Source organism: Rhodococcus sp. NPDC127527, assembly GCF_042672245.1.
Taxonomy (GTDB): Bacteria; Actinomycetota; Actinomycetes; order Mycobacteriales; family Mycobacteriaceae; genus Rhodococcus_G.
Map to the genome: position 1 here is coordinate 242914 of NZ_JBHXVP010000001.1, position 22725 is coordinate 265638.

Genomic DNA, 22725 nt, shown 5'->3' on the forward strand with positions numbered 1-22725 from the left:
CGGGTGAGTGAACGTACCGTTCGTTCGATCTGATCGAGTGAACGATTCCGTTCACTCGACGGGGGAGCGGCCGGCTAGCGGGGGCCGGTGGGGATGCCCAGCTGGCCGACGCCGATCGACACCGTCGCGGTCTTGGACATCTCGGATCCGGGCGGCTGAGCCTGCGTGACGACCTTGCCCACCTGATCGGTCTCGAGCGTCGCCTCGGGGTGCTGCGACAGCTGGCTCGACGACCCGGTCCACCCGGCCCGCCGCAACGCGTCCAGCGACTGCGACACGGTCAGGTTGCTCAGGTCGGGCATCTGGATCATGTTGCCGTTGGAAACCTTGAGCGTGACGGTGGTGCCCCGCGCCGCGGAGGTGCCGCCGGTCGGGTCGGTGGACACGACCTGGCCCTTCGTCTTCCCGGAGTCGACGTTCTCGACCTGCACCTTGAACCCGGCGCCCTCGATGTTCGGCTGCGCCACCTCGAGCGTCTGGCCGACCACGTTCGGGACCCGCACCTGCTCCGGACCACTACCGAGGGTGAGCTTGACGAGGCCGTTGACCTCGACGTTCGCGCCCGCCGCGGGATCCTGCGCGGTCACCTTGTCGAGCTGGTCCGTCGTCGACGGCGCGCGCGTGACCGTCGGATCGAGGGTCAGGCCGACCGCGTTGAGCGCCTGCGCGGCCTGCGCCTGGCTCATCCCGGTCAGCTTCGGGACCTCCACCTGCTCCGGGCCGCTGGACACGTCGAGGGTCACCGTGGTGCCCTCGTCGGCCTTGCTCCCGGCGACGGGAATGCTGGCGATGACGTTGCCCTTGGCCACGACCGCGCTCGGCTTCGGCTGCGTCTGCACCCGGAAGCCCTCGTTCTGCATCGTGGTCTGGGCGGTCTGCGACGACTGGTTGGTGACGTCGGGCACGATCTTCTGTGCGGCCTTCGACCCGGGGCCGAGCGACCACAGGAACGCGCCGACGATGCCGACGACGACCAGCGCACCGACGGCGAGCAGCACATTCCGCATCGCCTTGCTCTTGCCGGGCGCCGCATTCTGGGGGCCCGGCGCCGCGGCCGGGACCGGCTCGGCGGCGGGGGCCGCGGCGTACCCGCCGGACGAGTCCATCGCGCCGAGGATCGTGGTGCGGTCCTCGTCGTTCATCACCATGGGGGCGCCGGGGCGCTGACCGCCCAGCACCCGCACCAGGTCGCTGCGCATCTCGGCGGCGCTCTGGTAGCGGTTGGCCGGATTCTTGCTCATCGCCTTGAGGATGATCGAGTCCAGCTCCCGCGGGATGTCGGGGTTGACCGACGACGGCAGCGCCGGGTCCTCCCGGACGTGCTGGTACGCAACCGCTACCGGCGAGTCGCCCTTGAACGGCGGTTCGCCCGTGAGGATTTCGAACAGCACACAGCCCAGCGAGTACACGTCCGAGCGCGCGTCGACCTGCTCGCCGCGGGCCTGCTCCGGGGAGAGGTACTGGGCGGTGCCGATGACCGCGGCGGTCTGCGTCATCGGGCTCGAGCTGTCCGAGATGGCCCGGGCGATGCCGAAGTCCATCACCTTCACCGCGCCTGCGCGGTTGATCATGATGTTGGCGGGCTTGATGTCTCGGTGCACGATGCCGTTGCGGTGGCTGAAGTCCAGCGCCGCGCACACGTCGGCGATGACCTCCATCGCCCGGCGCGAGGGCATCGGGCCCTCGCCGCGGACGATGTCGCGCAGCGTGACGCCGTCGACGTACTCCATGACGATGTACGGCAGCGGGCCCGCGTCCGTCTCGGCCTCGCCGGTGTCGTAGACGGCGACGATCGCCGGGTGGTTCAGCGCGGCCGCGTTCTGCGCCTCACGCCGGAAGCGGAGGTAGAACGTGGGGTCGCGGGCGAGGTCGGCGCGCAGCACCTTGATCGCGACGTCACGACTGAGGCGCATGTCGCGCGCCAGGTGCACCTCGGACATGCCACCGAAGCCGAGAATCTCGCCCAGCTCGTAGCGGGAGGAGAGTTTGCGCGGTGTGGTCATGGCTGTCCTTGGGGGGCTGGGCTCGTCGTCTCGCCCGGCGTGGTGGCGGTCGTGGTCGCGTGCTTCGTGGTGGTGGTGGCCTTCGTCGTGGTGGTCGTCGGAGGCTCGGTGGTGGTGGTCGTGGTGGGTGCTTCGGTGGTGGTCGTCGTCGGTTCCGTCGTCGTGGTGGTCGGTGGTTCGGTGGTGGTCGTGATCGGCGGTTCCGTCGTCGTCGTCGGCTGCCTGGTGGTCGTCGGCACGTGCGTCGTCGTGATCGGGGGCCGGGTGGTCACCGGGGTGGTCGACGGCGCGTCGCCACCGCCGAACAGCAGCATCCCCGCGCCGGTCAGCAGCGCCGCCAGCAGCAGGCCGCCTCCGCCCCACGCCATCACCTTCTGCCCGGTGGTCATTCCGGGCGGCGGCGCCGGCACCGAACCCGACTCGGGGCCAGCATATTCGGACTGGGACGACGGGAGCATCTGGGTCCCGGCGGTGGGCGACACGACCACCGTGGTGGCGGCGGTCGGGCGTCCGGCACCCGGCAGCGGCGGGCGCAGACCCGAGCGAACCGCGGCGACGGCGTCCGCGAACTCGCCGCCGCTGCCGTACCGGGCGGCGGGATCCTTCGCCATCGTGATGTCGATCAGTTCGCGCACGTTCGGCGGCAGGTCCGCGGGCAGCGGGGCCGGAATCTCCTGCACGTGCTTCATCGCGACCGTCAGCGCCCCGTCGCCGGTGAACGGACGGAATCCCGCCAGCGCCTCGTAGCCGACCACGCCGAGCGAGTACACGTCGCTGGCCGGCGACGCGTCCTGGCCGAGGGCCTGCTCGGGGGCGATGTACTGGGCGGTGCCCATGACCATCCCGGTCCGGGTGACCGGTGAGGCCTCGACGGCCTTCGCGATCCCGAAGTCGGTGATCTTCACCTGGCCCGCGGGGGTGATCAGGATGTTGCCCGGCTTGACGTCGCGGTGCACCACGCCGGCCGCGTGCGCGACCTGCAGCGCGCGGCCGGTCTGCTCGAGCATGTCCAGCGCGTGCGGCAGCGACAGCCGACCGACGCGGGCCAGCACCGTGTTCAGCGGTTCGCCGTTGACCAGCTCCATCACCAGGTAGGCGGTCGCCTGGCCGGTGGCGTCCCGGGTCTCGCCGTAGTCGTAGATCCCGGCGATCCCGGGGTGGTTCAGTTGCGCGGTGGTGCGTGCCTCGGTCCGGAACCGTTCCAGGAACTCCGGGTCGGTGGAGAACTCGGCCTTGAGCACCTTGACCGCCACCCGCCGGTGCAGCCGGTTGTCGGTGGCCTCCCAGACCTGGCCCATGCCGCCGGTGGCGATCAGGCGCAGCAGTCGATAGCGGTTCGCGATGACGCCGCCGTTGTTGAGGGTCAACGTTCAGCCCCCCTGCTTCAGTGCGGCCGAGATGACGGCCCGGCCGATCGGGGCGGCCACGGAGCCGCCGGTCGCGGCGAGCGCGCGGTCGCCGCCGTTCTCCACGATCACGGCGATCGCGACCTGCGGATTCTGGGCGGGGGCGAAGCCGATGTACCAGGCGTGCGGCGGGGTGTTGCGCGGGTCGGTGCCGTGCTCGGCGGTGCCGGTCTTCGACGCGATCTGCACGCCGGGGATCTTCCCGCCGCCGCCGGTGTTGTTCTCCGATCCGACCATCAGATCGGTGAGCGTCGCCGCGACCTGCGGAGTGACCGCCTGCCCCTTGGACTCCGGGTTGGTGGTGGCCAGGTTCGACAGGTCGGGGCTCTGCAGCTGCGCGACGAGGTGCGGCTGCATCCGGACGCCGCCGTTGGCGACGGTCGCGGCGATCACCGCGTTCTCGAGCGGGCTCAGCGCCACGTCGCGCTGGCCGATGCTGGTCTGGCCGAGCGCGGCGTCGTCGGGGATCGAACCGACGGTGCCGTCGGCGACCGGGATCGGGATCCCGGGTGAGTCGGGTTCGACGCCGAACGCCGCGGCCTTGTCCTTGAGGGCGTCGGCACCGGTCTTGATGCCCAGTTCGACGAAGGCGGTGTTGCAGGACCGCGCGAACGCCTCCCGCAGCGACGCGGTCGGGCCGCCGCCGCAGGTGGTGCCGTTGTAGTTCTCCAGCGTCGTGCTGGTGCCGGGCAGGGTGATGTTCGGCGCGGCGGTCAGCTGCTCGTCGGGCGTCGAGCCCTTCGACAGCGCGGCCGCCGTGACGACCACCTTGAACGTGGATCCGGGCGGGTAGGTCTGCGACACCGCGCGGTTGAGCAGCGGCTTGTCCGGGTCGGCGTTGAGGGACTCCCAGGCCTGCGTGCTCACGGTCCCGTCGTGGCTGGCCAGCAGGTTCGGGTCGTAGCTGGGGGTGCTCACCATCGCCAGGATCTCGCCGGTGCTCGGTTTGATCGCGACCACCGATCCGGTGTAGCCCTTCGCGGTCAGCTGGTCGTACGCGACCTGCTGCACGACCGGGTTGATCGTGGTGACCACGTTTCCGCCGCGCGGGTCGCGACCGGACACCAGGTCGAAGAATCGCCTGCCGAAGAGCCGGTTGTCGGAGCCGTTGAGCACCGCGTCCTCGCTGCGCTCGAGGCCGGTGTTGCCGTAGAGCATCGAGTAGAAGCCGGTGACCGGGGCGTTCGCGAACGGACTCGACGTCGCCGCCGGGTTCGGCGGATAGGTCCGCAGGTACTTGTACCGGTCGTCGGTCGGCACCGAGGCCGCCAGCACCTGACCGCCCGCCGAGATCTGCCCGCGCTGACGGGAGTACTCGTCGAGCAGGACCCGCGAGTTGCGCGGGTCGGTGCGCAGGTCGTCGGCCTTGATGACCTGGACGTAGGTGGCGTTGGCGAGCAGAGCGACGACCATCACCATCACCGCCATCGCGACGCGCCGCAGGGGGGTGTTCATGGGCGCCTCAGCATTTCGGTCGGTGCGTCCGCGATGGGTGCGGGTCCCTTCTTCTTCGGTTGCGGTGGGGTGCGGGCGGAGTCGGAGATCTTCATCAGCAGCGCCAGCAGCAGGTAGTTGGCCAGCAGCGAGGACCCGCCGTAGGACATGAACGGTGTGGTCAGGCCGGTCAGCGGGATCAGCTTGGTGACGCCGCCGACGACGACGAACACCTGGATCGCGACGGTGAACGCGAGCCCGGCGGCGAGCAGCTTCCCGAAGCTGTCACGCACGGCGAGCGCGGTCCGCAGCCCGCGGATGACGAAGATGAGGAACAACATCAGCACCGCGGCCAGGCCGATCAGCCCGAGTTCCTCCCCGATGGTGGCGACGATGAAGTCGGTCTTGGCGAACGGCACCTGCGAGGGCCTGCCGCTGCCGAGGCCGGTGCCCGCCAGCCCGCCGGTGGCGAGACCGAACAGCGACTGCGAGATCTGGAATCCGGTGTTGTTGTAGTCGGCGAGCGGGTCCAGCCAGGTGTCCACCCGGACCCGGACGTGCCCGAACACCTGGTACGCGAAGACGAACCCGATGGCGAGCAGTCCGCCGCCGATCAGCAGCCACCCGACGCGTTCGGTCGCGATGTAGAGCAGCACCAGCACGGTGCTGAAGAGCAGCAGGCAGCTCCCCAGGTCCGTCTCGAGGACCAGCAGGCCGATGGAGACCACCCAGGCCACCAGGATCGGCCCCAGGTCCCGCGCGCGGGGGAGGTCGACGCCGAAGAGGTGCTTGCCCGCGGTGGTGAACAGCTCACGCTTGGACACCAGCACAGACGCGAAGAAGATGATCAGCAGGATTTTCGCGAACTCGCCGGGCTGGATGCTGAAGAACGGCAGCTTGATCCAGATCTTCGCGCCGTTGACCTCGGACATCGAGGCCGGCAGCACCGCCGGGATCGCCAGCAGGATCAGACCGGCGAGGCCCAGCGTGTAGCTGTACCTGGCGAGCAGTCGGTAGTCCTTCAGGAAGACCAGGACCGCGATGAACCCGGCGATCGCCAGCGCGGTCCACATCACCTGCTGGTTCGCGTCGGGGGAGGGGATGGCCCGGCCGAAGTAGGCGGCGGTGGCTGCGTCGGCGAGGTCGAGTCGGTGGATGAGCACCAGGCCGAGACCGTTGAGGAGCGCGACGATCGGCAACAGGAGGGGGTCGGCGAACGGGGCGAAACGACGCACCGCCAGGTGCGCGATCAGGAACAGGGCGGCGTACGCGAAGGCGTACTTGGCCAGGTCCCAGGTGATGGACTGCTCCTGGCTGGCCTCGACCAGCACCAGCGAAATCGTGGTGATGACGATCGCGCAGCCGATCAGCGCGAGTTCCACGCCGCGTCGGTTCGACTGTGGCGGCGCGGGCGCGAATCCTCCGGGTGGGCTGGGGAAGGAGGCGCCCGACGGTGCGGCGGACACTGACATCAGCGACCGGTCCTGCAGTTCTGCCCCGGAACCAGGGCGGGAGTCGTCGGCGCGGACACGGGCTCGGTGGTGGGGGCCGGTTGGGCGGCGGGAGCAGGGCCGGGCTCCGGAGCGGGCGCGGGTGCGGGTGCGGGTGCGGGCGCCGGTCCGGGGGTCGGCGTGGGCGTCGGCACGGGTGCGGCCGGGGTGGGCGTCGGGGTCGGCGTGCTGGTCGCGACCTTGCAGACCGGCAGCAGGTCGCCGACGGTGAGCCGGGTCATCTGGCTCTTGGCGTCGTCGAGGGAGCCGGACGGCAGCCCGGCGCGGACCTGTTCGCGGGCCGAGGGCTGCAGGTCGTCCACCATCAGCACCGAGCAGGTCGCGGGCTTGGAGTCCGGCGGGACGAGGCTCAGCTTGCCGGCGTCGGTGACGCAGCCGACGAGGTCGACCTCCTGCAGCGAGTAGCCGAGCACCGAGCCGGGTACGCCCTGCAACACCGCGACGCGACCGTCGCTGGCGCCGACGTAGTAGTTGTGCCGGATCAGCACCCGGCCGATCACCAGGCCCGCGACGACGACGGCAATCAGGCCGAGCGACAACAGGATCCAGCGCAGGCGGTGGCTCTTCTTCGCCGGCTCCGGATCGGTCGGGACGGCGACGCGGCGCGGGATGGCGCGCGGCGGACGCATCGCCGCGGCGCGGCCGGCGGCGGTGTCGGGCGGCGGGGCGTCCTCCTCGTCCTCGGTGGAGGCGGCCCCCGCGACGATGGGGTGGCTCTGGCCGTAGTCGACGTCGACCACGTCGGCGACCACCACGGTCACGTTGTCCGGTCCGCCGCTGCGCAGGGCGAGTTCGATCAACCGGTCCGCGGAGTCGCCGGGGTCGCCGTCGCCGAGCACCTCGGCGATGGTCTCGTCGCTCACCACGTCGGACAGCCCGTCCGAGCACAGCAGGTACCGGTCGCCGGTGCGGGCCTCGCGGACGGTGAGGGTGGGTTCGATCTCGTTGCCGGTCAACGCGCGCATGATCAACGAGCGCTGCGGGTGCGTGTGTGCCTGTTCGGCGGTGATGCGGCCCTCGTCGACGAGGGACTGCACGAACGTGTCGTCGCGGGTGATCTGGGTGAGCGTCGCGTCGCGCAGCAGGTAGGCGCGGGAGTCGCCGATGTGCACGAGGCCGAGCTTGCTGCCCGCGAACAGGATTGCGGTCAGGGTGGTGCCCATGCCGTCGAGTTCGGGCTCCTCCTCGACCTGTTCGGCGATGGCGGCGTTGCCGTCGCGGGTGGCGGCCTCGAGCTTGCCGAGCAGATCGTCGCCTGGTTCGTCGTCGTCGAGGTGGGCCAGGGCGGCGATCATCAGCTGCGAGGCGACCTCGCCGGCGGCGTGACCGCCCATGCCGTCGGCGAGCGCGAGCAGTCGGGGGCCCGCGTACACGGAGTCTTCGTTGTTCGAGCGCACCAGGCCGCGGTCGCTGCGGGCCGCGTAGCGGAGGACGAGGGTCACGGGCGCAGCTCGATCACGGTCTTGCCCACTCGCACCGGGGTTCCGAGCGGCACGCGAACCGCGGTGGTCACCTTGGCGCGGTCCAGGTAGGTGCCGTTGGTGGAGCCGAGATCCTCGACGTACCAATCGGTTCCGCGTGGCGAGATGCGGGCGTGGCGGGTGGAGGCGTAGTCGTCGGTGAGGACGAGGGTGGAGTCGTCGGCCCGCCCGATCAGCACCGGCTGGGTGCCGAGCGTGATCCGGGTGCCGGCGAGCGCGCCCTGGGTGACGACCAGGTTCTTGGCGACCTTCTGCTTGCCGAAGGTCGGCAGGACCGAGGAGCTGCGGGAGTAACGGGTCGGCACCCGAACACCGGACGCGGCGTACACATCACTGCGCAGCGTCCGGAGGACCGCCCACACGAACAACCACAGCAGCAACAGGAAGCCTGCCCTGGTCAGCTGCAGGATGAGTCCCTGCACAGCGGTCCACCTCCTCCTCTGGCGAGCGGGTTTCCCCGAGTACTCCGGCGTTTGCTGGCAGCATCCTATGGCGATGCGGCCGAGGTCGATCGCGATATGAGCGTGCCCAACCACAATACGGAACTCGCAGGGAATTCCGGTGGTGCGGCTCTGTGATTGTCGATCGTGGCGACTAGATGATGCGCACCAGGATCTCGGAGTGGCCGGCGCGGATGACGTCGCCGTCGGCGAGCTGCCAGTCCTGCACGGGCGCACCGTTGACGGTGGTCCCGTTGGTGGAGCCGAGGTCGGAGAGCATGGCGACCTGGCCGTCCCAGCGAATCTCGATGTGCCGGCGCGAGACGCCGGTGTCGGGGAGCCGGAACTGCGCCTCCTGGCCACGGCCGATGACGTTGCGACCCTCCCGGAGCTGGAAGTTGCGGCCGCTGCCGTCCTCGAGCTGCAGGGTTGCGGTGAGGGTGCGGTTGGGGTCGAAGCCGCCGTACTCGGATCCGTACGGCTGGGCGTAGGCCTGCTGCTGACCGTAGGCCGGGTAGTCCTGCTGCGCGTACGGGTTTGCCGGGTAGTCGCTGGGCGGGTAGGGGTTCGCCGCGTAGTCGGCAGGCGGGTACGGGTTCGCGGCGTAGTCCGGCGCCGGGTAGTCGCTGGGCGGGTAGGGGTTCGCCGGGTAGTCGGCCGGCTGGTAGTCGGCCTGCGGGTAGTCGTAGCCCTGCGCCTGGGGCTGCGCCGGCGGGTACGCGGGCGACTGCTGCTGCTGCGTTCCGGCGCCGCCGCCGGTCGGGTACTCGCTGCCGTTGCGGTGCCCGTTGTGGGCGTACCCGTTGTGCGGACCGGCCTGGTCGTACCCGGTCTGCGACGCGGCAGCCGGATATGCCGGGTAGCTGCTGCCGTTCTGTGCGTATCCGTTGACCGGATAGTCCTGCTGGTACCCGGACCGACCCTCGCCGCGGTCGTCCGCGGGCTCACGATTGGGGTCGAAGCCTGAGTTCTGCGTCATGTAGCCAGCTCCTGGGTTCAATGGTGCGGAGGGTCGTGCCTGCGCGGGCGGTAACGGTACTGCCTGCCCCCGGTCGGGGTGGGGAGTTGCGCCCACGTCCGGGTTCACCGCTCCGCTGGTCCGGAACTGACCGGTGTGCAGCGTGGGTGACGACTCGAACCGAACGGTGATCGGTCCGTATGTCTGCCATCCCTGGTCGCGGATGAAGCCCTCAAGGTGTCGGGCGAATGCCTTCACTGTCAAGTCTCGGTCCGCGGCCAGTTCTTCGTGGTCGGACTCGTTGATCGTGATCACGTAGGAGTTCGGGGCCAGCAGGTGTCCGCCGTCGAGGTGTTCGACCCGGTCGGCGGCCTCGCGCTGAAGCGCGGCCTCCACCTCCTGGGGGACGACTCCGCCGCCGAACACCCGGGCGAATCCGTCGCCGACGGCGCCCTGGAGCCTGCGTTCGAATCGCTGGACGATCCCCATGGTGCCTCCTCTCCCACGTTCTCCGCGTGTCGCGGCGTCAGCGCCGCCTCTGCATGATATCTACCTTTCCTTCGGGGCGGTGGAGCCTCGGTGCTCCGCCGCAGGTGAGGGGGGCGAATCGTGATTCCGGGGCGGGTCGTGTTAGTGTTTCCAGCGTCGCTCGGGCGAGTGGCGGAATGGCAGACGCGCTGGCTTCAGGTGCCAGTGTCCTTCGGGACGTGGGGGTTCAAGTCCCCCTTCGCCCACCACCAGCAGTTCCACGAACTGCGACGAACGAGGTCACGAACTCGAAAGAGGTCGTGACCTCGTTTTCGTCCTGGGCGAGTTGAGATCATGCTTGCCTCGACACCTCGGTGTCACAGCACGTTTCCTAGGATCGGGGCGTGCCCGATCCAAGATCACCCAAAACTCGGGCGCGGGACATTGACCGCGCGCAGACCTGCAGCCGGCTCGATGCCGCGTACGGCGACGGTCAGCTCGGCGTCGACGACTACGAGGAGCGCACTGCGGACGCGATGCACGCCGAGACGCTCGGCGATCTGTGGACACTCACCGAGGATCTGCAGGTGCCCGACCATCTTCGCGAGTCGCCGGAGACGCCCGCCGACGAGGCCGGACAGTCCCACCGCCGTGGCCTCGCCTTGGCCGCGGTGGCCGCTGCGGCGGTGGTGGTCTGCGGCATCACCGGCTACCTGCTGTCCATCAGCGCTGCCGGTGGTGACCAGTCGACCGGCGCGTCAGGATCGACTGCCGCCCAGCCTGCGGCGGCCGGTGAACCGGACCCGATCGCAGTCGAACCGATCGACCTGCACACCGCCGACGGCATCCGCGAGTTCGTGCGATTGTTCGAACTGCAGTTCCACGACACCATCGCCGACGACGTCGATCTGTACCGGGACGATGCCATCGTCGTACGGATGGTCCCAAGCCAGCCGCACCGGTACCTGCGGTGGCGGTTCAGCGGCGGGTTCGAGCAGTGGACCAACCTACCCGGTATCCGGGATCGGGATCAGCAGACGGTCGACCTCACTCAGCTCGACGCCGACCGCATCGGTGCGCTCATCGCCAGCGCGCCGCAGCAGGTGCGTCGGCCCAGCGGTCGCATCGATCTCGTCGCGATCCGCGCCTACGACGGCCAGCCGCGCGTCACGGTGTACGTCGTGGACAACGACGAGTCCAAGGGGAGCGTGACCGCGACACTCGACGGCGAGGTCGTCGATGTCCAGACCGCAGAGCAGCGCTGACGATGGCGACCAACCGCCGCCTACACACTACGACCGTGCCGCTACGCGCTCGCGACATCGACCGGGCCGATGCCCGCGCTCTCCTCGACGCCGCTTACGAGACTGGGCAGTTGAGCCCCGACGAACACAGTGCGCGCGTCGAATCCGCCGCCGCCGCGGCGACCCTCGACGAACTCGACCGGCTCGTCGGCGACCTGCAGCTCACCGACGAGGTCGTCGGGAGAACACGGTTCACGCCACTTCCTCCGGATCGGCAGCCCGCGCCGTCGACTTCTACTACGTCGACTCCTACCGCGGCGACGCCCCTGAGGCCGACGCCACGGCGCCGCGCTGTGGTCCTGGCCGGCGCGGCACTCGTCGGTGGGCTGCTGTTCGTGACGCTGGTGGGCAAGGCCCCCCACTCGGGAAAGAACTGGGCGTCGCCCGAGACGTCGGACCGCAATGCGCTGTTCACGGTTGCGGGGTTCGGACAGATGCTCGACGCCATGCAGCGTGAGTTCGGTGACCTGGTAGTCGACCGCATCACGATCTACCCTGACCGCGCTGAGATCGAACGGCCCATCTCCGGCAAGCCCGGCCAGGACCAGAGCTACCGCTACCGAATCACCGCCGGTACAGGAGAACTCACCGACCAGGGCACGTCCTCGCGTAGCAGTGACGCGGTGCCCAACGATCTCGCTCCGCTCCGGCAGAACCTGCCTCGCCTGATCGGGCTGTTCTCCGGAGCAGACCGGACCCTCCGGGTCGAGAACCCGACCTCGGCGCACGTGATCATCGGAGCGAGCGGGCCGATCGTCGAGATGAACCTGACGAATGACGAGCAGGGCACCAGGGGCTACCTCAGCGTCGGGTTCGACGGGGTCATCCGACGAATCCACCGAGCGGACCAGTGAGCGCGGACCAGCATCAGGCGAGGTCGCGGGTACGGGTGACCCACCACCCCAGGTAACACGCCGCGGCAGCCCGCAGCCCGCAGCACCAGGCACAGCACGGCCCGGCTGGATGATCGGCAGACAAGACTGAGCCACAACCCCGGTCTACGAAGTGCGCTCCCGCTCAACGGTTGACTCCCGCGAAACGGCCGAGTGGCCGGTGAGGGGCGCTTGCCCGTCTCCTTGCGACTAGGTGGTCAATTCTCTGGAAATCGCGGATAGATCTTCTGGATCGACGAATCAGAAACCGCCTGTGACCAGGCAACGCGAACCTCACGCCACCAGCAGTTCCACGAACTGCGACGAACGAGGTCACGAACTCGAACGAGGTCGCGGCCTCGTTTTTTTGTTGGCCATCCAACACTCACGAGTCGAACTACGGCGTCAGTCACAACCTGCTCACCGTCAAACAGGCTGTGGCACAAGCCGACCGGATCGGCCCGTTCGACCTGTGCCTGTACAACGCAGGCATGCACCCCTATCTGGGGTGCGGTATCGGCGGCCTGGACGGGATCACCGCCCGAGGTTCTCGGGCAACGCGAGCGGATCGTCTCGACTGGTGCCGTCAACGGAGACTGCCTGTCGCCTTCGTCCTGGCAGGCGGCTACATCGGATCCCGCCTCGACCAGACGACACTCGTCGACCTGCACCGACTCACCCTTGCCGAAGGAGCCCATGCGACCACCTGCGTCTGACGCTGGATTCCGTTGCCGCCCAACAACGAGCCGAATCACCGCCGATCCGAGAGAGGGGACCGCGTTCATGAGCGACCACGAAGGTTTACGAGATTGCCCGCTACCGCGACGATGGCGACCGCCTCGTCGAGCGGTTCGAGTTGGTGTCGGACGGGACGGCAGTGCGCCGGCGCAACCACGACGGCGGCGTGACGCCCGTGACGGGCTCCACCGCTGTCGAGGCGATCGCCGCGGACCCTGACCTACGCGAGATCCGGGGCGGCGAGTTGACGCGGATCACGACCACTGTGCTCGGTGACGAGCTCCCGCTGATCCTGAGGGCGCCGGCCACGATGCCCGAGGACGTCGAGGACCCGGACGAGGACCCCTTGAACCTGTCCCCGGACACGGTCACCGAGGTCCTCGATCTGATCGCCGAGGACGAGGACATGACCGACATCGTCACCGCTGGGCGCGATCCCGAATCCTCAGCCGGGCACGCTCGCCGCCTCGCGCTCGAAGAGCTCAGCTGAGTCCACAAGTCCCGTTCGCGACCGTGGGGAGTTCATGCCTGGGGAGCGGGCCGGTGTCGAGACCGGAGATCACCGGTCCTGTCGGACGGGGCGGCTAACTTCCGGGGTGTGCACGTCGACGACAGCATCGAACCGCCGGGACTACCTGTGGATGTGCTGATCGGGGACCAGCAGACCGTCAAACCCGATCGGATGGTGCTGCGCTGGCTCGCCCGCCACGGCGCGACGGTCACCGTGGACTCGGCCCGCACCCTGCTCGAGGACATCGCGCGAGAGCTGAGCGCATCGGAGGGCGGCCCGGTCACCCCGTGGGAGGTCGACCACGCCGTCTGGCGTGCAGCACGCTCCGGACGCTGACTGGGGTCGCCCCGCGGCTCGCGAGACTGGACCAGGGCGGTGCCGGCGATGCGCGCGACCTGCCGGCTGAGATCGGTGAGTGTCGGACGACCCACGAGAGTGACCCTCCCCACAATCCCGCGAAGTCACGATCCGGTCACGCTATGGTTACGTCAGCACTGACCGCAGCTGACACGATTCGCTGCGGTCAGTAGTCATTTCAGGGCCCTTTTCGCCGTCATCGGCGCATTGTCACCAGCCCGAGCGCCCCGTCCCGCACCCGTCGTCCACGTCCGGCCGTGGCCACCCGCGCCATCGTGGCCGACGCGCGCACGAGCATGCGGGTCCGGAGGCGTCGGGCGCGGTCGTAGCGGCGCAGGGCGCCCGCGACGTCCGGGCTCTCGGTCAGTGCCCGTCCCAGCGCCACCCCGTCGACGATCGCCTCACAGGCGCCGCGGCCCAGGTTCGGCGCCATCGCGTGCGCGGCGTCACCGATGAGTGCGACGTTCCCGCGTACGTAGGACGGCAGCGCGGGGGAGTCGTACAGGTCGTGGTGCAGCACGGCGGCGGGGTCGAGGCGGTCGAGGATCTCGCGGACCCCGGGGTGCCAGGCGCCGAACTTCGCGCGCAGGAACTCGATCCCACCGTCGAGGGCACCCGGTTCGATGCGGACGGCGGCGAAGAAATTGGTGAGGTCTCCGTCGCGCGGGGTCGTTCCGAACAGTGCACCCTCGCCCCAGGTTTCGCAGGCTCCGACGGCGTTTCCCGGGGTCCAACCGCGCCAGGCGGCCATCCGTAGCGGGCGCGGGCGGCGGTCGTCGAACAGCGCGTGCCGGACCCGACTGTTGATGCCGTCCGCCCCGATCACCACGTCGGACGTGTAGCCGGCCGGACCGGTGACGGCGCTGCCGTAGCGCAGGACCCTGGACGCCGGCTCGGCCAGGATTCGCAGCAGCGCCGGGCGGGAGATCAGTCGGGTCGTGCCACCGCGAACCGCGACGCGCGCGATCGTCGAACCGTCGGGTCTCAGGATGGTTCCGGACGACTGGGGCACGCCGCGCGCCCGGACCTGGTCGCCGAGGCCGACCTCGTCGAGGGCGGCCAGTGCCTGCGGCCACATGCCGAGCGCCGTCCCCGTCGCCGGGGGGCCGTCGGCGCGCTCGTGGACGCGCACCTCCCAGCCCGCGCGCACGAGGTAGTTCGCCACGGTGAGCCCGCCGATGCCGCCGCCGATGACCGTCGCTGTTCCACGCATGAACCGAAGGTACTACCGATGTAGTGAATTTACTACCGATGTAGTGTGCAGGCATGGCGGACAAGCGTGAACGGGTCCTGGACGCGGCGATCGAGCTGCTCGGTACCCGCGGTCTGCGCGGGTTGACCCATCGCGGGGTCGACGCGGCGGCCGGCATGCCGGAGGGATCCACGTCGAACTACTTCCGGACCAGGGCTGCCCTGCTCGAGGCGCTGATCCTGCGACTGGTCGAGTGTGACCGCGAGGACTGGCGGCTGCTCGGGGTGCGGCCGATCCCCGCCACGGTGCGCGACCTGGCCGACGGGCTGACCGGATACGTGTTTGTCGCCACAGGTGCGAACCGGGTGCGGACCGCCGCCCGGATCGCATTGTTCGCCGAGGCGGTGTCGGTCCCGGGTCTTGCCGAGCCGCTCGCCGCGGGCCGGGCGGACCTGGTCGAGTGGGGTACGCGGATGCTCGCCGCACTGGGTTCGGACGAGCCCGCCCGTGGCTGCCGGATCCTGGTGGACTATCTCGACGGTGTGATCTTTCACCAGTTGTCAACCCCTGCAATGGAATTCGATCCGGGTCCGGGTATCGCGACCGTTCTCGGGGCGCTCGTGCCCGATGCCGGCGCGACACGGGTGACGGGGTAGCCCGTCGGGGCGCCGACGGTGCATCACTCTCCCGGCGACCCCCGACGGCACGGCTTTGTTACGCGGTCGACCCTGTTGCCGAGCCCTCTCGCGGGCCGCCGAGCCGCCGGTCGAACCCGAGGTCAGAAGGGGTGCCAGGCTACCCTAAGTTGGCGCAAACCTGGGGTTCTGAATTATCGTTTTCGGAACATGCTGGACACACAACCGTCCAGATAGTCAGTCAGCGTCGTCGCCGGAGGCGGGATCACATCCCGACCGCCGTCCGCCGCCGCCGTTGACGAGGCGCGCCGACCCGACGCTGTGTCGGCGCTTGTATTGCCACGTGATGGCCATCAGCGTTGCTGGTCGTCTGTGCATCTGACGCACACGAAGGCTAGGTATGAAGCAACTTCCAGGCCACCGGTCTCCCGGACCCCAGGGCCTCTACGACCCCGCGAACGAGCACGACGCCTGCGGTGTCGCGTTCGTCGTCGACATGCACGGTCGGCGCAGCCGCGACATCGTCGACAAGGCGATCACCGCGCTGGTCAACCTCGAGCACCGCGGAGCGGCCGGATCCGAGCCGAACACCGGCGACGGCGCCGGCATCCTGCTCCAGGTCCCGGACTCGTTCTTCCGCGCCGTGGTCGACTTCGAGCTGCCCGCCGAGGGCGCGTACGCCACCGGCATCGCGTTCCTCCCGCAGGCCCACGACGACCTCGACGAGGCCGTCGCGGCGGTCGAGAGGATCGTCGTGGAGGAGGGCCTGCAGGTCCTCGGCTGGCGCGAGGTCCCCACGGACGACTCCTCGCTCGGCGCCCTGGCCCGCGACGCGATGCCGACCTTCCGTCAGCTCTTCGTGGCGGCGGCGGACGCGGCGGTCACCGGCATGGACCTCGAGCGCCGCGCCTTCGTGATCCGCAAGCGCGTCGAGCACGAGCTCGGCGACGAGGGCGCCGGTCAGGACGCTCCCGGCCGCGAGTCGGTGTACTTCCCGAGCCTGTCCGGGCAGACGTTCGTCTACAAGGGCATGCTCACCACGCCGCAGCTCAAGGGCTTCTACCTGGACCTGCAGGACGAGCGGATGGAGAGTGCCCTCGGCCTGGTGCACTCGCGCTTCTCCACCAACACGTTCCCGTCGTGGCCCCTGGCGCACCCGTTCCGCCGCGTCGCGCACAACGGCGAGATCAACACCGTCACCGGCAACGAGAACTGGATGCGCGCGCGTGAGGCGCTCATCTCCTCCGACGTGTTCGGCGACGGCGCCCTCGACAAGATCTTCCCGGTCTGCACCCCCGGCGCCTCCGACACCGCGCGCTTCGACGAGGTGCTCGAGATGCTGCACCTCGGCGGCCGCAGCCTGCCGCACGCCGTGTTGATGATGATCCCGGAGGCCTGGGAGCGGCACGAGACGATGGACCCGGCCCGCCGGGCGTTCTACGAGTACCACTCGACCCTCATGGAGCCCTGGGACGGACCGGCGTCGGTGTGCTTCACCGACGGCACCGTCGTCGGCGCCGTGCTCGACCGCAACGGTCTGCGCCCCAGCCGCATCTGGGTCACCGAGGACGGCCTGGTCGTCATGGCCTCCGAGGTCGGCGTCCTCGACATCGACCCCGCCAAGGTGGTCAGCAAAACCCGCCTGCAGCCGGGCCGGATGTTCCTGGTCGACACCGCGCAGGGACGCATCGTCAGCGACGACGAGGTCAAGTCCCAGCTCGCGGCCGAGCACCCGTACCAGGAGTGGCTCGACGCCGGCCTGGTGAAGATGGAAGACCTGCCGGCCCGCGAGGTCGTGCACATGAACCACGAGCGCGTGCTGATCCGTCAGCAGGTGTTCGGGTACACCAACGAGGAGCTCAACGTCCTCGTCGCGCCGATGGCCAAGACCGGGGCCGAGGCCCTCGGTTCGATGGGCACCGACACCCCGATCGCGGTCCTCTCGTCCCGCCCGCGGCTGCTGTTCGACTACTTCTCGCAGCTGTTCGCCCAGGTGACGAACCCGCCGCTGGACGCCATCCGCGAGGAGGTCGTCACCAGCCTCGGCGGCAGCCTGGGACCGGAGGGCGACCTGCTCAACCCCGGCCCGGAGTCCTGCCGACTGCTGGCGCTGCCGCAGCCGATCCTGCACAACGACGACCTCGCGAAGCTGGTTCACGTCAACGACGACGGTGAGTTCCCCGGCTTCCGCTCGGTGGTCATCCCCGGCCTGTACCGGGCCGCGGCCGGCGGCGAGGGCCTGCGCAAGGCCCTCGACGACATTCGCTTCCAGGTCTCCGAGGCGATCGCCGGTGGCGCACGCATCATCGTGCTCACCGACCGCAACTCCAACGAGACCTTCGCCCCGATCCCGTCGCTGCTGCTCACCTCGGCGGTGCACCACCACCTGGTGCGCGAGCGCTCGCGCACCAAGGTCGGCCTGGTCGTGGAGGCCGGTGACGCCCGCGAGGTGCACCACATGGCCACCCTGGTCGGCTTCGGTGCGGCCGCGGTCAACCCGTACATGGCCTTCGAGACCATCGAGGACATGATCGAGGGCGGCGAGCTCACCGGCATCACCTTCGACGCCGCGGTCAAGAACTACATCAAGGCGGCAGGCAAGGGCGTGCTCAAGGTGATGTCCAAGATGGGCATCTCCACGCTCGCCTCCTACACCGGCGCGCAGCTGTTCCAGGTCATCGGCCTGTCGCAGGAGCTCGTGGACGAGTACTTCACCGGCCTGAACTCGAGCCTCGGCGGCATCGGGCTCGACGAGCTCGCGGCGGACATCGCGGTCCGGCACGCCTCGGCGTACCTGCCCCGCAAGGAGGAGCGCGCGCACCGCGAGCTCGAGGTCGGCGGCGAGTACCAGTGGCGTCGCGAGGGCGAGTACCACCTGTTCAACCCGGACACGGTGTTCAAGCTCCAGCACGCGACCCGCACCGGCCAGTACTCGATCTTCAAGGAGTACACCAAGCTCGTCGACGACCAGTCGGAGCGACTGGCGTCGCTGCGCGGCCTGTTCGAGTTCAAGAAGGGTGTGCGCGAGCCGATCTCGATCGACGAGGTCGAGTCGGCCTCGGAGATCGTCAAGCGGTTCTCCACCGGCGCGATGAGCTACGGCTCGATCTCGGCCGAGGCGCACGAGACCCTCGCCATCGCGATGAATCGTCTTGGCGCGCGGTCGAACTCGGGCGAGGGTGGCGAGCATCCCTCCCGTTTCGAGGTCGAGGAGAACGGCGACTGGCGACGGTCGGCGATCAAGCAGGTCGCGTCGGGACGCTTCGGCGTCACCTCGCACTACCTGTCCAACTGCACCGACATCCAGATCAAGATGGCGCAGGGCGCCAAGCCGGGCGAAGGCGGCCAGCTGCCGCCGCACAAGGTGTACCCCTGGGTCGCCGAGGTGCGTGGCTCCACGCCGGGCGTCGGTCTGATCTCGCCCCCGCCGCACCACGACATCTACTCGATCGAGGATCTCGCACAGCTGATCCACGACCTGAAGAACGCCAACCCGCAGGCCCGCATCCACGTGAAGCTGGTCTCCGAGATCGGTGTCGGCACCGTCGCCGCGGGCGTCTCCAAGGCGCACGCCGACGTGGTGCTCATCTCCGGTCACGACGGCGGCACCGGCGCCACCCCGCTGACCTCGGTCAAGCACGCGGGCGCGCCGTGGGAGCTCGGCCTGGCCGAGACCCAGCAGACGTTGCTGCTCAACGGTCTTCGCGACCGCATCGTGGTGCAGGTCGACGGCCAGCTCAAGACGGGCCGCGACGTGGTCATCGCCGCGCTGCTCGGCGGCGAGGAGTTCGGTTTCGCGACCGCGCCCCTGGTCGTCTCGGGCTGCGTGATGATGCGGGTGTGCCACCTGGACACCTGCCCCGTCGGTGTGGCCACCCAGAACCCGGTGCTGCGCAAGCGTTTCGCGGGCAAGCCCGAGTTCGTGGAGAACTTCTTCATGTTCATCGCCGAGGAGGTGCGTGAGCTCCTCGCCGAGCTCGGCTTCCGCACCCTCAACGAGGCGGTCGGACAGGTCGGCGCACTGGACACCACCAAGGCGCTCGAGCACTGGAAGGCCTCCAAGCTCGACCTGTCGCCGATCCTGGCGCAGACCGAGTCGGCGTTCATGGACCAGGACCTGTACTGCACGGGCAGCCAGGACCACGCGCTGGAGAAGGCACTCGACCAGCAGTTGATCGCACAGAGTCGTGCGGCCATCGACGACGGCGTGCCGGTGCAGTTCGAGTCGAAGATCACCAACGTCAACCGGACGGTCGGCACCATGCTCGGCCACGAGGTGACCAAGGTGCACGGCGGTGCGGGCCTGCCCGAGAACACCATCGACATCACGTTCACGGGCTCGGCGGGCAACAGCTTCGGTGCGTTCGTGCCGAGCGGCATGACGCTGCGGCTCCACGGCGATGCCAACGACTTCGTCGGCAAGGGCCTGTCGGGTGGCCGCATCGTGGTGCGCCCGCCGCTGGAGACCGCGGCCGGGTTCGTCGCCGAGGAGAACATCATCGCGGGCAACGTGATCCTGTTCGGTGCCACCGGCGGCGAGGCCCTGATCCGCGGCATCGCGGGCGAGCGGTTCGCGGTTCGGAACTCGGGCGCGACCGCGGTGGTCGAGGGCGTGGGCGACCACGGCTGCGAGTACATGACCGGTGGCCGCGTGGTGATCCTGGGCACGACGGGACGCAACTTCGGTGCCGGCATGTCCGGCGGTGTCGCGTTCGTCTACAACGCCGACAAGTCCTTCGAGGCGAACCTCAACACCGAACTGGTGGATCTCGAGGATCTCGAGCACGAGGACTTCGTCTGGCTCAAGGGTGCCATCGAACGGCACCGGGACGAGACCGGATCCGAGGTTGCCGCGCGCATCCTCTCGGACTGGTCTCAGCAGGTCAATCACTTCGCGAAGGTGATGCCGCGCGACTACAAGAAGGTGCTCGTGGCGATCGACACCGCGAAGAAGAACGGAACTGACGTGGACGAGGCAATCATGGAGGCAGCTCGTGGGTGACCCGACAGGCTTCCTCAAGCACACCTCGCGTGAACTGCCGGTCCGCCGGCCGGTGCCGCTGCGCCTGATGGACTGGAAGGAGGTGTACGAGGACTTCGATTCGAAGACCCTCCGCACCCAGGCCAGCCGATGCATGGACTGCGGTGTTCCGTTCTGCCACAACGGTTGTCCTCTCGGGAACCTGATTCCCGAGTGGAACGACCTGATCCACAAGGATCGCTGGCAGGACGGCATCGACCGGCTGCACGCGACGAACAACTTCCCGGAGTTCACCGGGCGGCTGTGCCCCGCGCCGTGCGAGGCGTCGTGCGTCCTCGGCATCAACCAGGACCCGGTCACCATCAAGCAGGTCGAGGTCGAGATCATCGACCGCGCCTTCGACGAGGGCTGGGTCAAGCCGGTCCGCACGTCCAGCCTGACCGGCATGAAGGTGGCCATCGTGGGCTCCGGCCCCGCGGGTCTGGCCGCCGCGCAGCAGCTCACGCGCGCCGGCCACACGGTGACGGTGTTCGAGCGCGAGGACCGCATCGGCGGCCTGCTGCGCTACGGCATCCCCGAGTTCAAGATGGAGAAGCGCCACATCGACCGGCGCCTGGTCCAGATGGAGTCCGAGGGCACCGTCTTCCGCACCGGCGTCAACGTCGGCGTCGACATCTCGGTCGAGCAGCTGCGCGCCGACTTCGACGCGGTCGTGCTGGCCGGCGGTGCCACCGAGGCCCGCGACCTGCCCATCCCCGGCCGCGAGCTCGACGGCATCCATCAGGCGATGGAGTTCCTGCCGATCGCGAACCGTGTACAGAACGGCGATCTCGACGCCCCGACCATCACGGCCGAGGGCAAGAAGGTCGTCATCATCGGTGGCGGCGACACCGGTGCGGACTGCCTGGGCACCTCCCTGCGTCAGGGCGCGGAGATCGTGCACCAGTTCGAGATCATGCCGCGCCCGCCGGAGTCCCGCGCGGACTCCACCCCGTGGCCCACCTACCCGCTCATGTACCGGGTGTCCTCGGCGCACGAGGAGGGTGGCCAGCGGGTCTTCTCGGTCAACACCGAGGAGTTCGTCGGCGAGAACGGCAAGGTCACGGCGCTCAAGGCGCACGAGGTCGAGATGAAGGCCGGCCGCTTCGAGCGGGTCGAGGGCTCCGAGTTCGAGCTCGAGGCCGACCTGGTGCTGCTGGCGATGGGCTTCGTCGGCCCGGAGAAGCCGGGTCTGCTCACGGACCTGGGCGTCGACCTCACCGACCGCGGCAACGTCGCCCGGTCGAGCGAGTGGGCGACCAACGTCCCCGGCGTGTTCGTCGCCGGTGACATGGGCCGCGGTCAGTCGCTGATCGTGTGGGCCATCGCGGAGGGTCGCTCCTGCGCGGCCGCCGTCGACGCCTTCCTCGAGGGCGGCACCACCTCGCTGCCGTCGCCGATCAAGCCGACGGATCTTCCGCAGCGCTAGGTAACGAGCCGGTCGCGACCGGCACCTTCTCGACAAACCCGCCGTCCAGCCAGCCTGGACGGCGGGTTTGCCCGTTTCCGGGTTTGGGTTGGAGTGGTGTCCGTCAATTGGATGAATGTTCAAGGACTGCCCACGTGATCGTTTCGTGATGACTAGGCTTCGCGGCGATTCTGTGATGTGAGTCACGCCACTGCAAACCCACCACGGGTGGGCCGCTCAGGAGGTAACCGTGCTCTTGTCCAAGACCCGTCGCCTGGCGACACCTCTCATCGCGGCGGGTGCCGCGATGACACTGATGTTCGGTGCAGCCGGCATCGCCGCCGCGGACGATCCGCCGCCCGCGTCGTCGGGCGACAAGTCGGTGGACAACCTCCGGTGGAACCTGGGCCTGACCGCGGTGAACGGCACCACGGTCAACCCCGCCCAGCCGGGTGTGAATATCGTCCACCCGGGCGACACCGTCACCTACACCGCGAAGATCTGGAAGACCAGTGGCATCGGCCGGTACATGACCGCGATCCGTCAGATCCAGCCCGCCGGTTTCGAGTACGTCTCGAATACGATCAGCAAGCAGTCGAACGTCACCAACGAGGGCGCCGCGGGCGTCAAGGCGACGTGTTCCGGGGGCGGCTGCAGCTCGGTGCCGCTTCTGGGCACCAAGGGCTACCTCGACAACGTGGACTTCGCCGTCACCTACAAGGTCCCCACGACCCAGGCGGTAGGCGACTACAACGCCGGCTTCGTGTTCGACGTCTACGCTTTCAGTACGCAGTCGGGCGCCAACCCGGCCGGCGCGTGGGTGCGTGTCGTCGCTCCGGACGCGGCGACCACGACGACGCTGTCGGTTCCGCCCGGTGCGGTCACCGGCACGTCGGTGGACCTGACCGCGAACGTCGGTCCGGCGAATGCGGTCGGCTCGGTGCAGTTCAAGGACGGTGCGAACAACATCGGTGGGCCGGTGACGGT

Annotated in this window: 16 protein-coding genes, 1 tRNA gene and 1 pseudogene; 9 read left to right on the top strand and 9 right to left on the bottom strand. The window is 69.2% G+C overall.

Going from position 1 to position 22725, the window contains the following annotated elements:
* Positions 1-74: 74 nt before the first annotated feature.
* The 7 genes from pknB to ACFVH2_RS01155 form a co-directional block, all read right to left on the bottom strand.
* Positions 75-2003, bottom strand: a complete 1929-nt coding sequence (gene pknB, locus ACFVH2_RS01125; protein WP_378420713.1) for a Stk1 family PASTA domain-containing Ser/Thr kinase — start codon at positions 2001-2003, stop codon at positions 75-77.
* The gene (locus ACFVH2_RS01130) at positions 2000-3370 is read right to left on the bottom strand and encodes a serine/threonine-protein kinase (RefSeq protein WP_378420716.1); all 1371 of its coding nucleotides are present in this window, start codon (positions 3368-3370) and stop codon (positions 2000-2002) included. Before ACFVH2_RS01130 ends, pknB begins: the two co-directional genes overlap by 4 nt.
* 3 nt (positions 3371-3373) lie before the next feature.
* Positions 3374-4864: a peptidoglycan D,D-transpeptidase FtsI family protein gene (locus ACFVH2_RS01135; protein WP_378420718.1), complete on the bottom strand. Its 1491-nt coding sequence runs from the start codon at positions 4862-4864 to the stop codon at positions 3374-3376.
* Positions 4861-6315: an FtsW/RodA/SpoVE family cell cycle protein gene (locus ACFVH2_RS01140; protein ID WP_378420720.1), complete on the bottom strand. Its 1455-nt coding sequence runs from the start codon at positions 6313-6315 to the stop codon at positions 4861-4863. The genes ACFVH2_RS01135 and ACFVH2_RS01140 overlap by 4 nt, the downstream gene beginning before the upstream one ends.
* Positions 6315-7796 carry a protein phosphatase 2C domain-containing protein gene (locus tag ACFVH2_RS01145; RefSeq protein WP_378420722.1) on the bottom strand — a complete coding sequence of 494 codons (1482 nt, stop codon included), beginning with the start codon at positions 7794-7796 and terminating at the stop codon, positions 6315-6317. Before ACFVH2_RS01145 ends, ACFVH2_RS01140 begins: the two co-directional genes overlap by 1 nt.
* On the bottom strand, positions 7793-8257 hold the full coding sequence (locus ACFVH2_RS01150; RefSeq protein WP_378420724.1) for an FHA domain-containing protein: 465 nt from the start codon (positions 8255-8257) through the stop codon (positions 7793-7795). The genes ACFVH2_RS01145 and ACFVH2_RS01150 overlap by 4 nt, the downstream gene beginning before the upstream one ends.
* Positions 8258-8429: 172 nt before the next feature.
* The gene (locus ACFVH2_RS01155; protein ID WP_378420727.1) at positions 8430-9722 is read right to left on the bottom strand and encodes an FhaA domain-containing protein; all 1293 of its coding nucleotides are present in this window, start codon (positions 9720-9722) and stop codon (positions 8430-8432) included.
* A 162-nt stretch (positions 9723-9884) separates the two neighbouring features.
* Here ACFVH2_RS01155 and ACFVH2_RS01160 point away from each other — a divergent pair.
* From ACFVH2_RS01160 to ACFVH2_RS01170, 3 genes are all read left to right on the top strand, one after another.
* Positions 9885-9970 (top strand) — tRNA-Leu (locus ACFVH2_RS01160).
* Between the two features lie 135 nt (positions 9971-10105).
* Positions 10106-10966 carry a DUF1707 domain-containing protein gene (locus ACFVH2_RS01165; protein ID WP_378420729.1) on the top strand — a complete coding sequence of 287 codons (861 nt, stop codon included), beginning with the start codon at positions 10106-10108 and terminating at the stop codon, positions 10964-10966.
* Positions 10967-11001: 35 nt separating this feature from the next.
* On the top strand, positions 11002-11859 hold the full coding sequence (locus tag ACFVH2_RS01170) for a DUF1707 domain-containing protein (RefSeq protein ID WP_378420731.1): 858 nt from the start codon (positions 11002-11004) through the stop codon (positions 11857-11859).
* 236 nt (positions 11860-12095) lie between these two features.
* Here the strand turns inward: ACFVH2_RS01170 and ACFVH2_RS01175 are convergent, their stop codons facing one another.
* Entirely contained in the window at positions 12096-12575 is a 480-nt protein-coding gene (locus tag ACFVH2_RS01175; protein WP_378420733.1) for a hypothetical protein, read from the bottom strand.
* 206 nt (positions 12576-12781) lie between these two features.
* Between ACFVH2_RS01175 and ACFVH2_RS01180 the strand changes: the two genes are divergently transcribed.
* Both ACFVH2_RS01180 and ACFVH2_RS01185 read left to right on the top strand, forming a co-directional pair.
* A complete protein-coding gene (locus ACFVH2_RS01180) occupies positions 12782-13105 on the top strand; it encodes a hypothetical protein (RefSeq protein WP_378420735.1) in 324 nt (107 codons plus the stop codon).
* A gap of 108 nt (positions 13106-13213) precedes the next feature.
* Positions 13214-13462 carry a hypothetical protein gene (locus ACFVH2_RS01185; RefSeq protein WP_378420737.1) on the top strand — a complete coding sequence of 83 codons (249 nt, stop codon included), beginning with the start codon at positions 13214-13216 and terminating at the stop codon, positions 13460-13462.
* Between the two features lie 217 nt (positions 13463-13679).
* On the opposite strand, the gene ACFVH2_RS01190 is transcribed toward ACFVH2_RS01185, so the two are convergent.
* Positions 13680-14696, bottom strand: coding sequence for an FAD-dependent monooxygenase (locus ACFVH2_RS01190; RefSeq protein WP_378420739.1), 1017 nt, complete (start codon positions 14694-14696; stop codon positions 13680-13682).
* Positions 14697-14749: 53 nt separating this feature from the next.
* Here ACFVH2_RS01190 and ACFVH2_RS01195 point away from each other — a divergent pair, with 53 nt between their 5' ends.
* The 4 genes and pseudogenes from ACFVH2_RS01195 to ACFVH2_RS01210 all read left to right on the top strand — a co-directional run.
* Positions 14750-15331, top strand: a complete 582-nt coding sequence (locus ACFVH2_RS01195; protein ID WP_378420741.1) for a TetR/AcrR family transcriptional regulator — start codon at positions 14750-14752, stop codon at positions 15329-15331.
* 379 nt (positions 15332-15710) lie between these two features.
* Complete coding sequence (gene gltB, locus ACFVH2_RS01200; RefSeq protein WP_378420743.1) at positions 15711-20312, top strand: glutamate synthase large subunit; 4602 nt, start codon at positions 15711-15713, stop codon at positions 20310-20312.
* Entirely contained in the window at positions 20305-21759 is a 1455-nt protein-coding gene (locus ACFVH2_RS01205; protein ID WP_378420745.1) for a glutamate synthase subunit beta, read from the top strand. The genes gltB and ACFVH2_RS01205 overlap by 8 nt, the downstream gene beginning before the upstream one ends.
* Before the next feature lie 229 nt (positions 21760-21988).
* Positions 21989-22725, top strand: a pseudogene (locus ACFVH2_RS01210) (Ig-like domain repeat protein); the annotation flags it as partial.

Excerpts from the sequence above, each read along its gene's own strand:
- ACFVH2_RS01155 (WP_378420727.1), bottom strand. The coding sequence starts at position 9,722 with ATGGGGATCGTCCAGCGATTCGAACGCAGGCTCCAGGGCGCCGTCGGC.
- ACFVH2_RS01195 (WP_378420741.1), top strand. The coding sequence starts at position 14,750 with ATGGCGGACAAGCGTGAACGGGTCCTGGACGCGGCGATCGAGCTGCTC.
- ACFVH2_RS01175 (WP_378420733.1), bottom strand. The coding sequence starts at position 12,575 with ATGGGCTCCTTCGGCAAGGGTGAGTCGGTGCAGGTCGACGAGTGTCGT.
- ACFVH2_RS01135 (WP_378420718.1), bottom strand. The coding sequence starts at position 4,864 with ATGAACACCCCCCTGCGGCGCGTCGCGATGGCGGTGATGGTGATGGTC.
- gltB (WP_378420743.1), top strand. The coding sequence starts at position 15,711 with ATGAAGCAACTTCCAGGCCACCGGTCTCCCGGACCCCAGGGCCTCTAC.
- ACFVH2_RS01140 (WP_378420720.1), bottom strand. The coding sequence starts at position 6,315 with ATGTCAGTGTCCGCCGCACCGTCGGGCGCCTCCTTCCCCAGCCCACCC.
- ACFVH2_RS01190 (WP_378420739.1), bottom strand. The coding sequence starts at position 14,696 with ATGCGTGGAACAGCGACGGTCATCGGCGGCGGCATCGGCGGGCTCACC.
- pknB (WP_378420713.1), bottom strand. The coding sequence starts at position 2,003 with ATGACCACACCGCGCAAACTCTCCTCCCGCTACGAGCTGGGCGAGATT.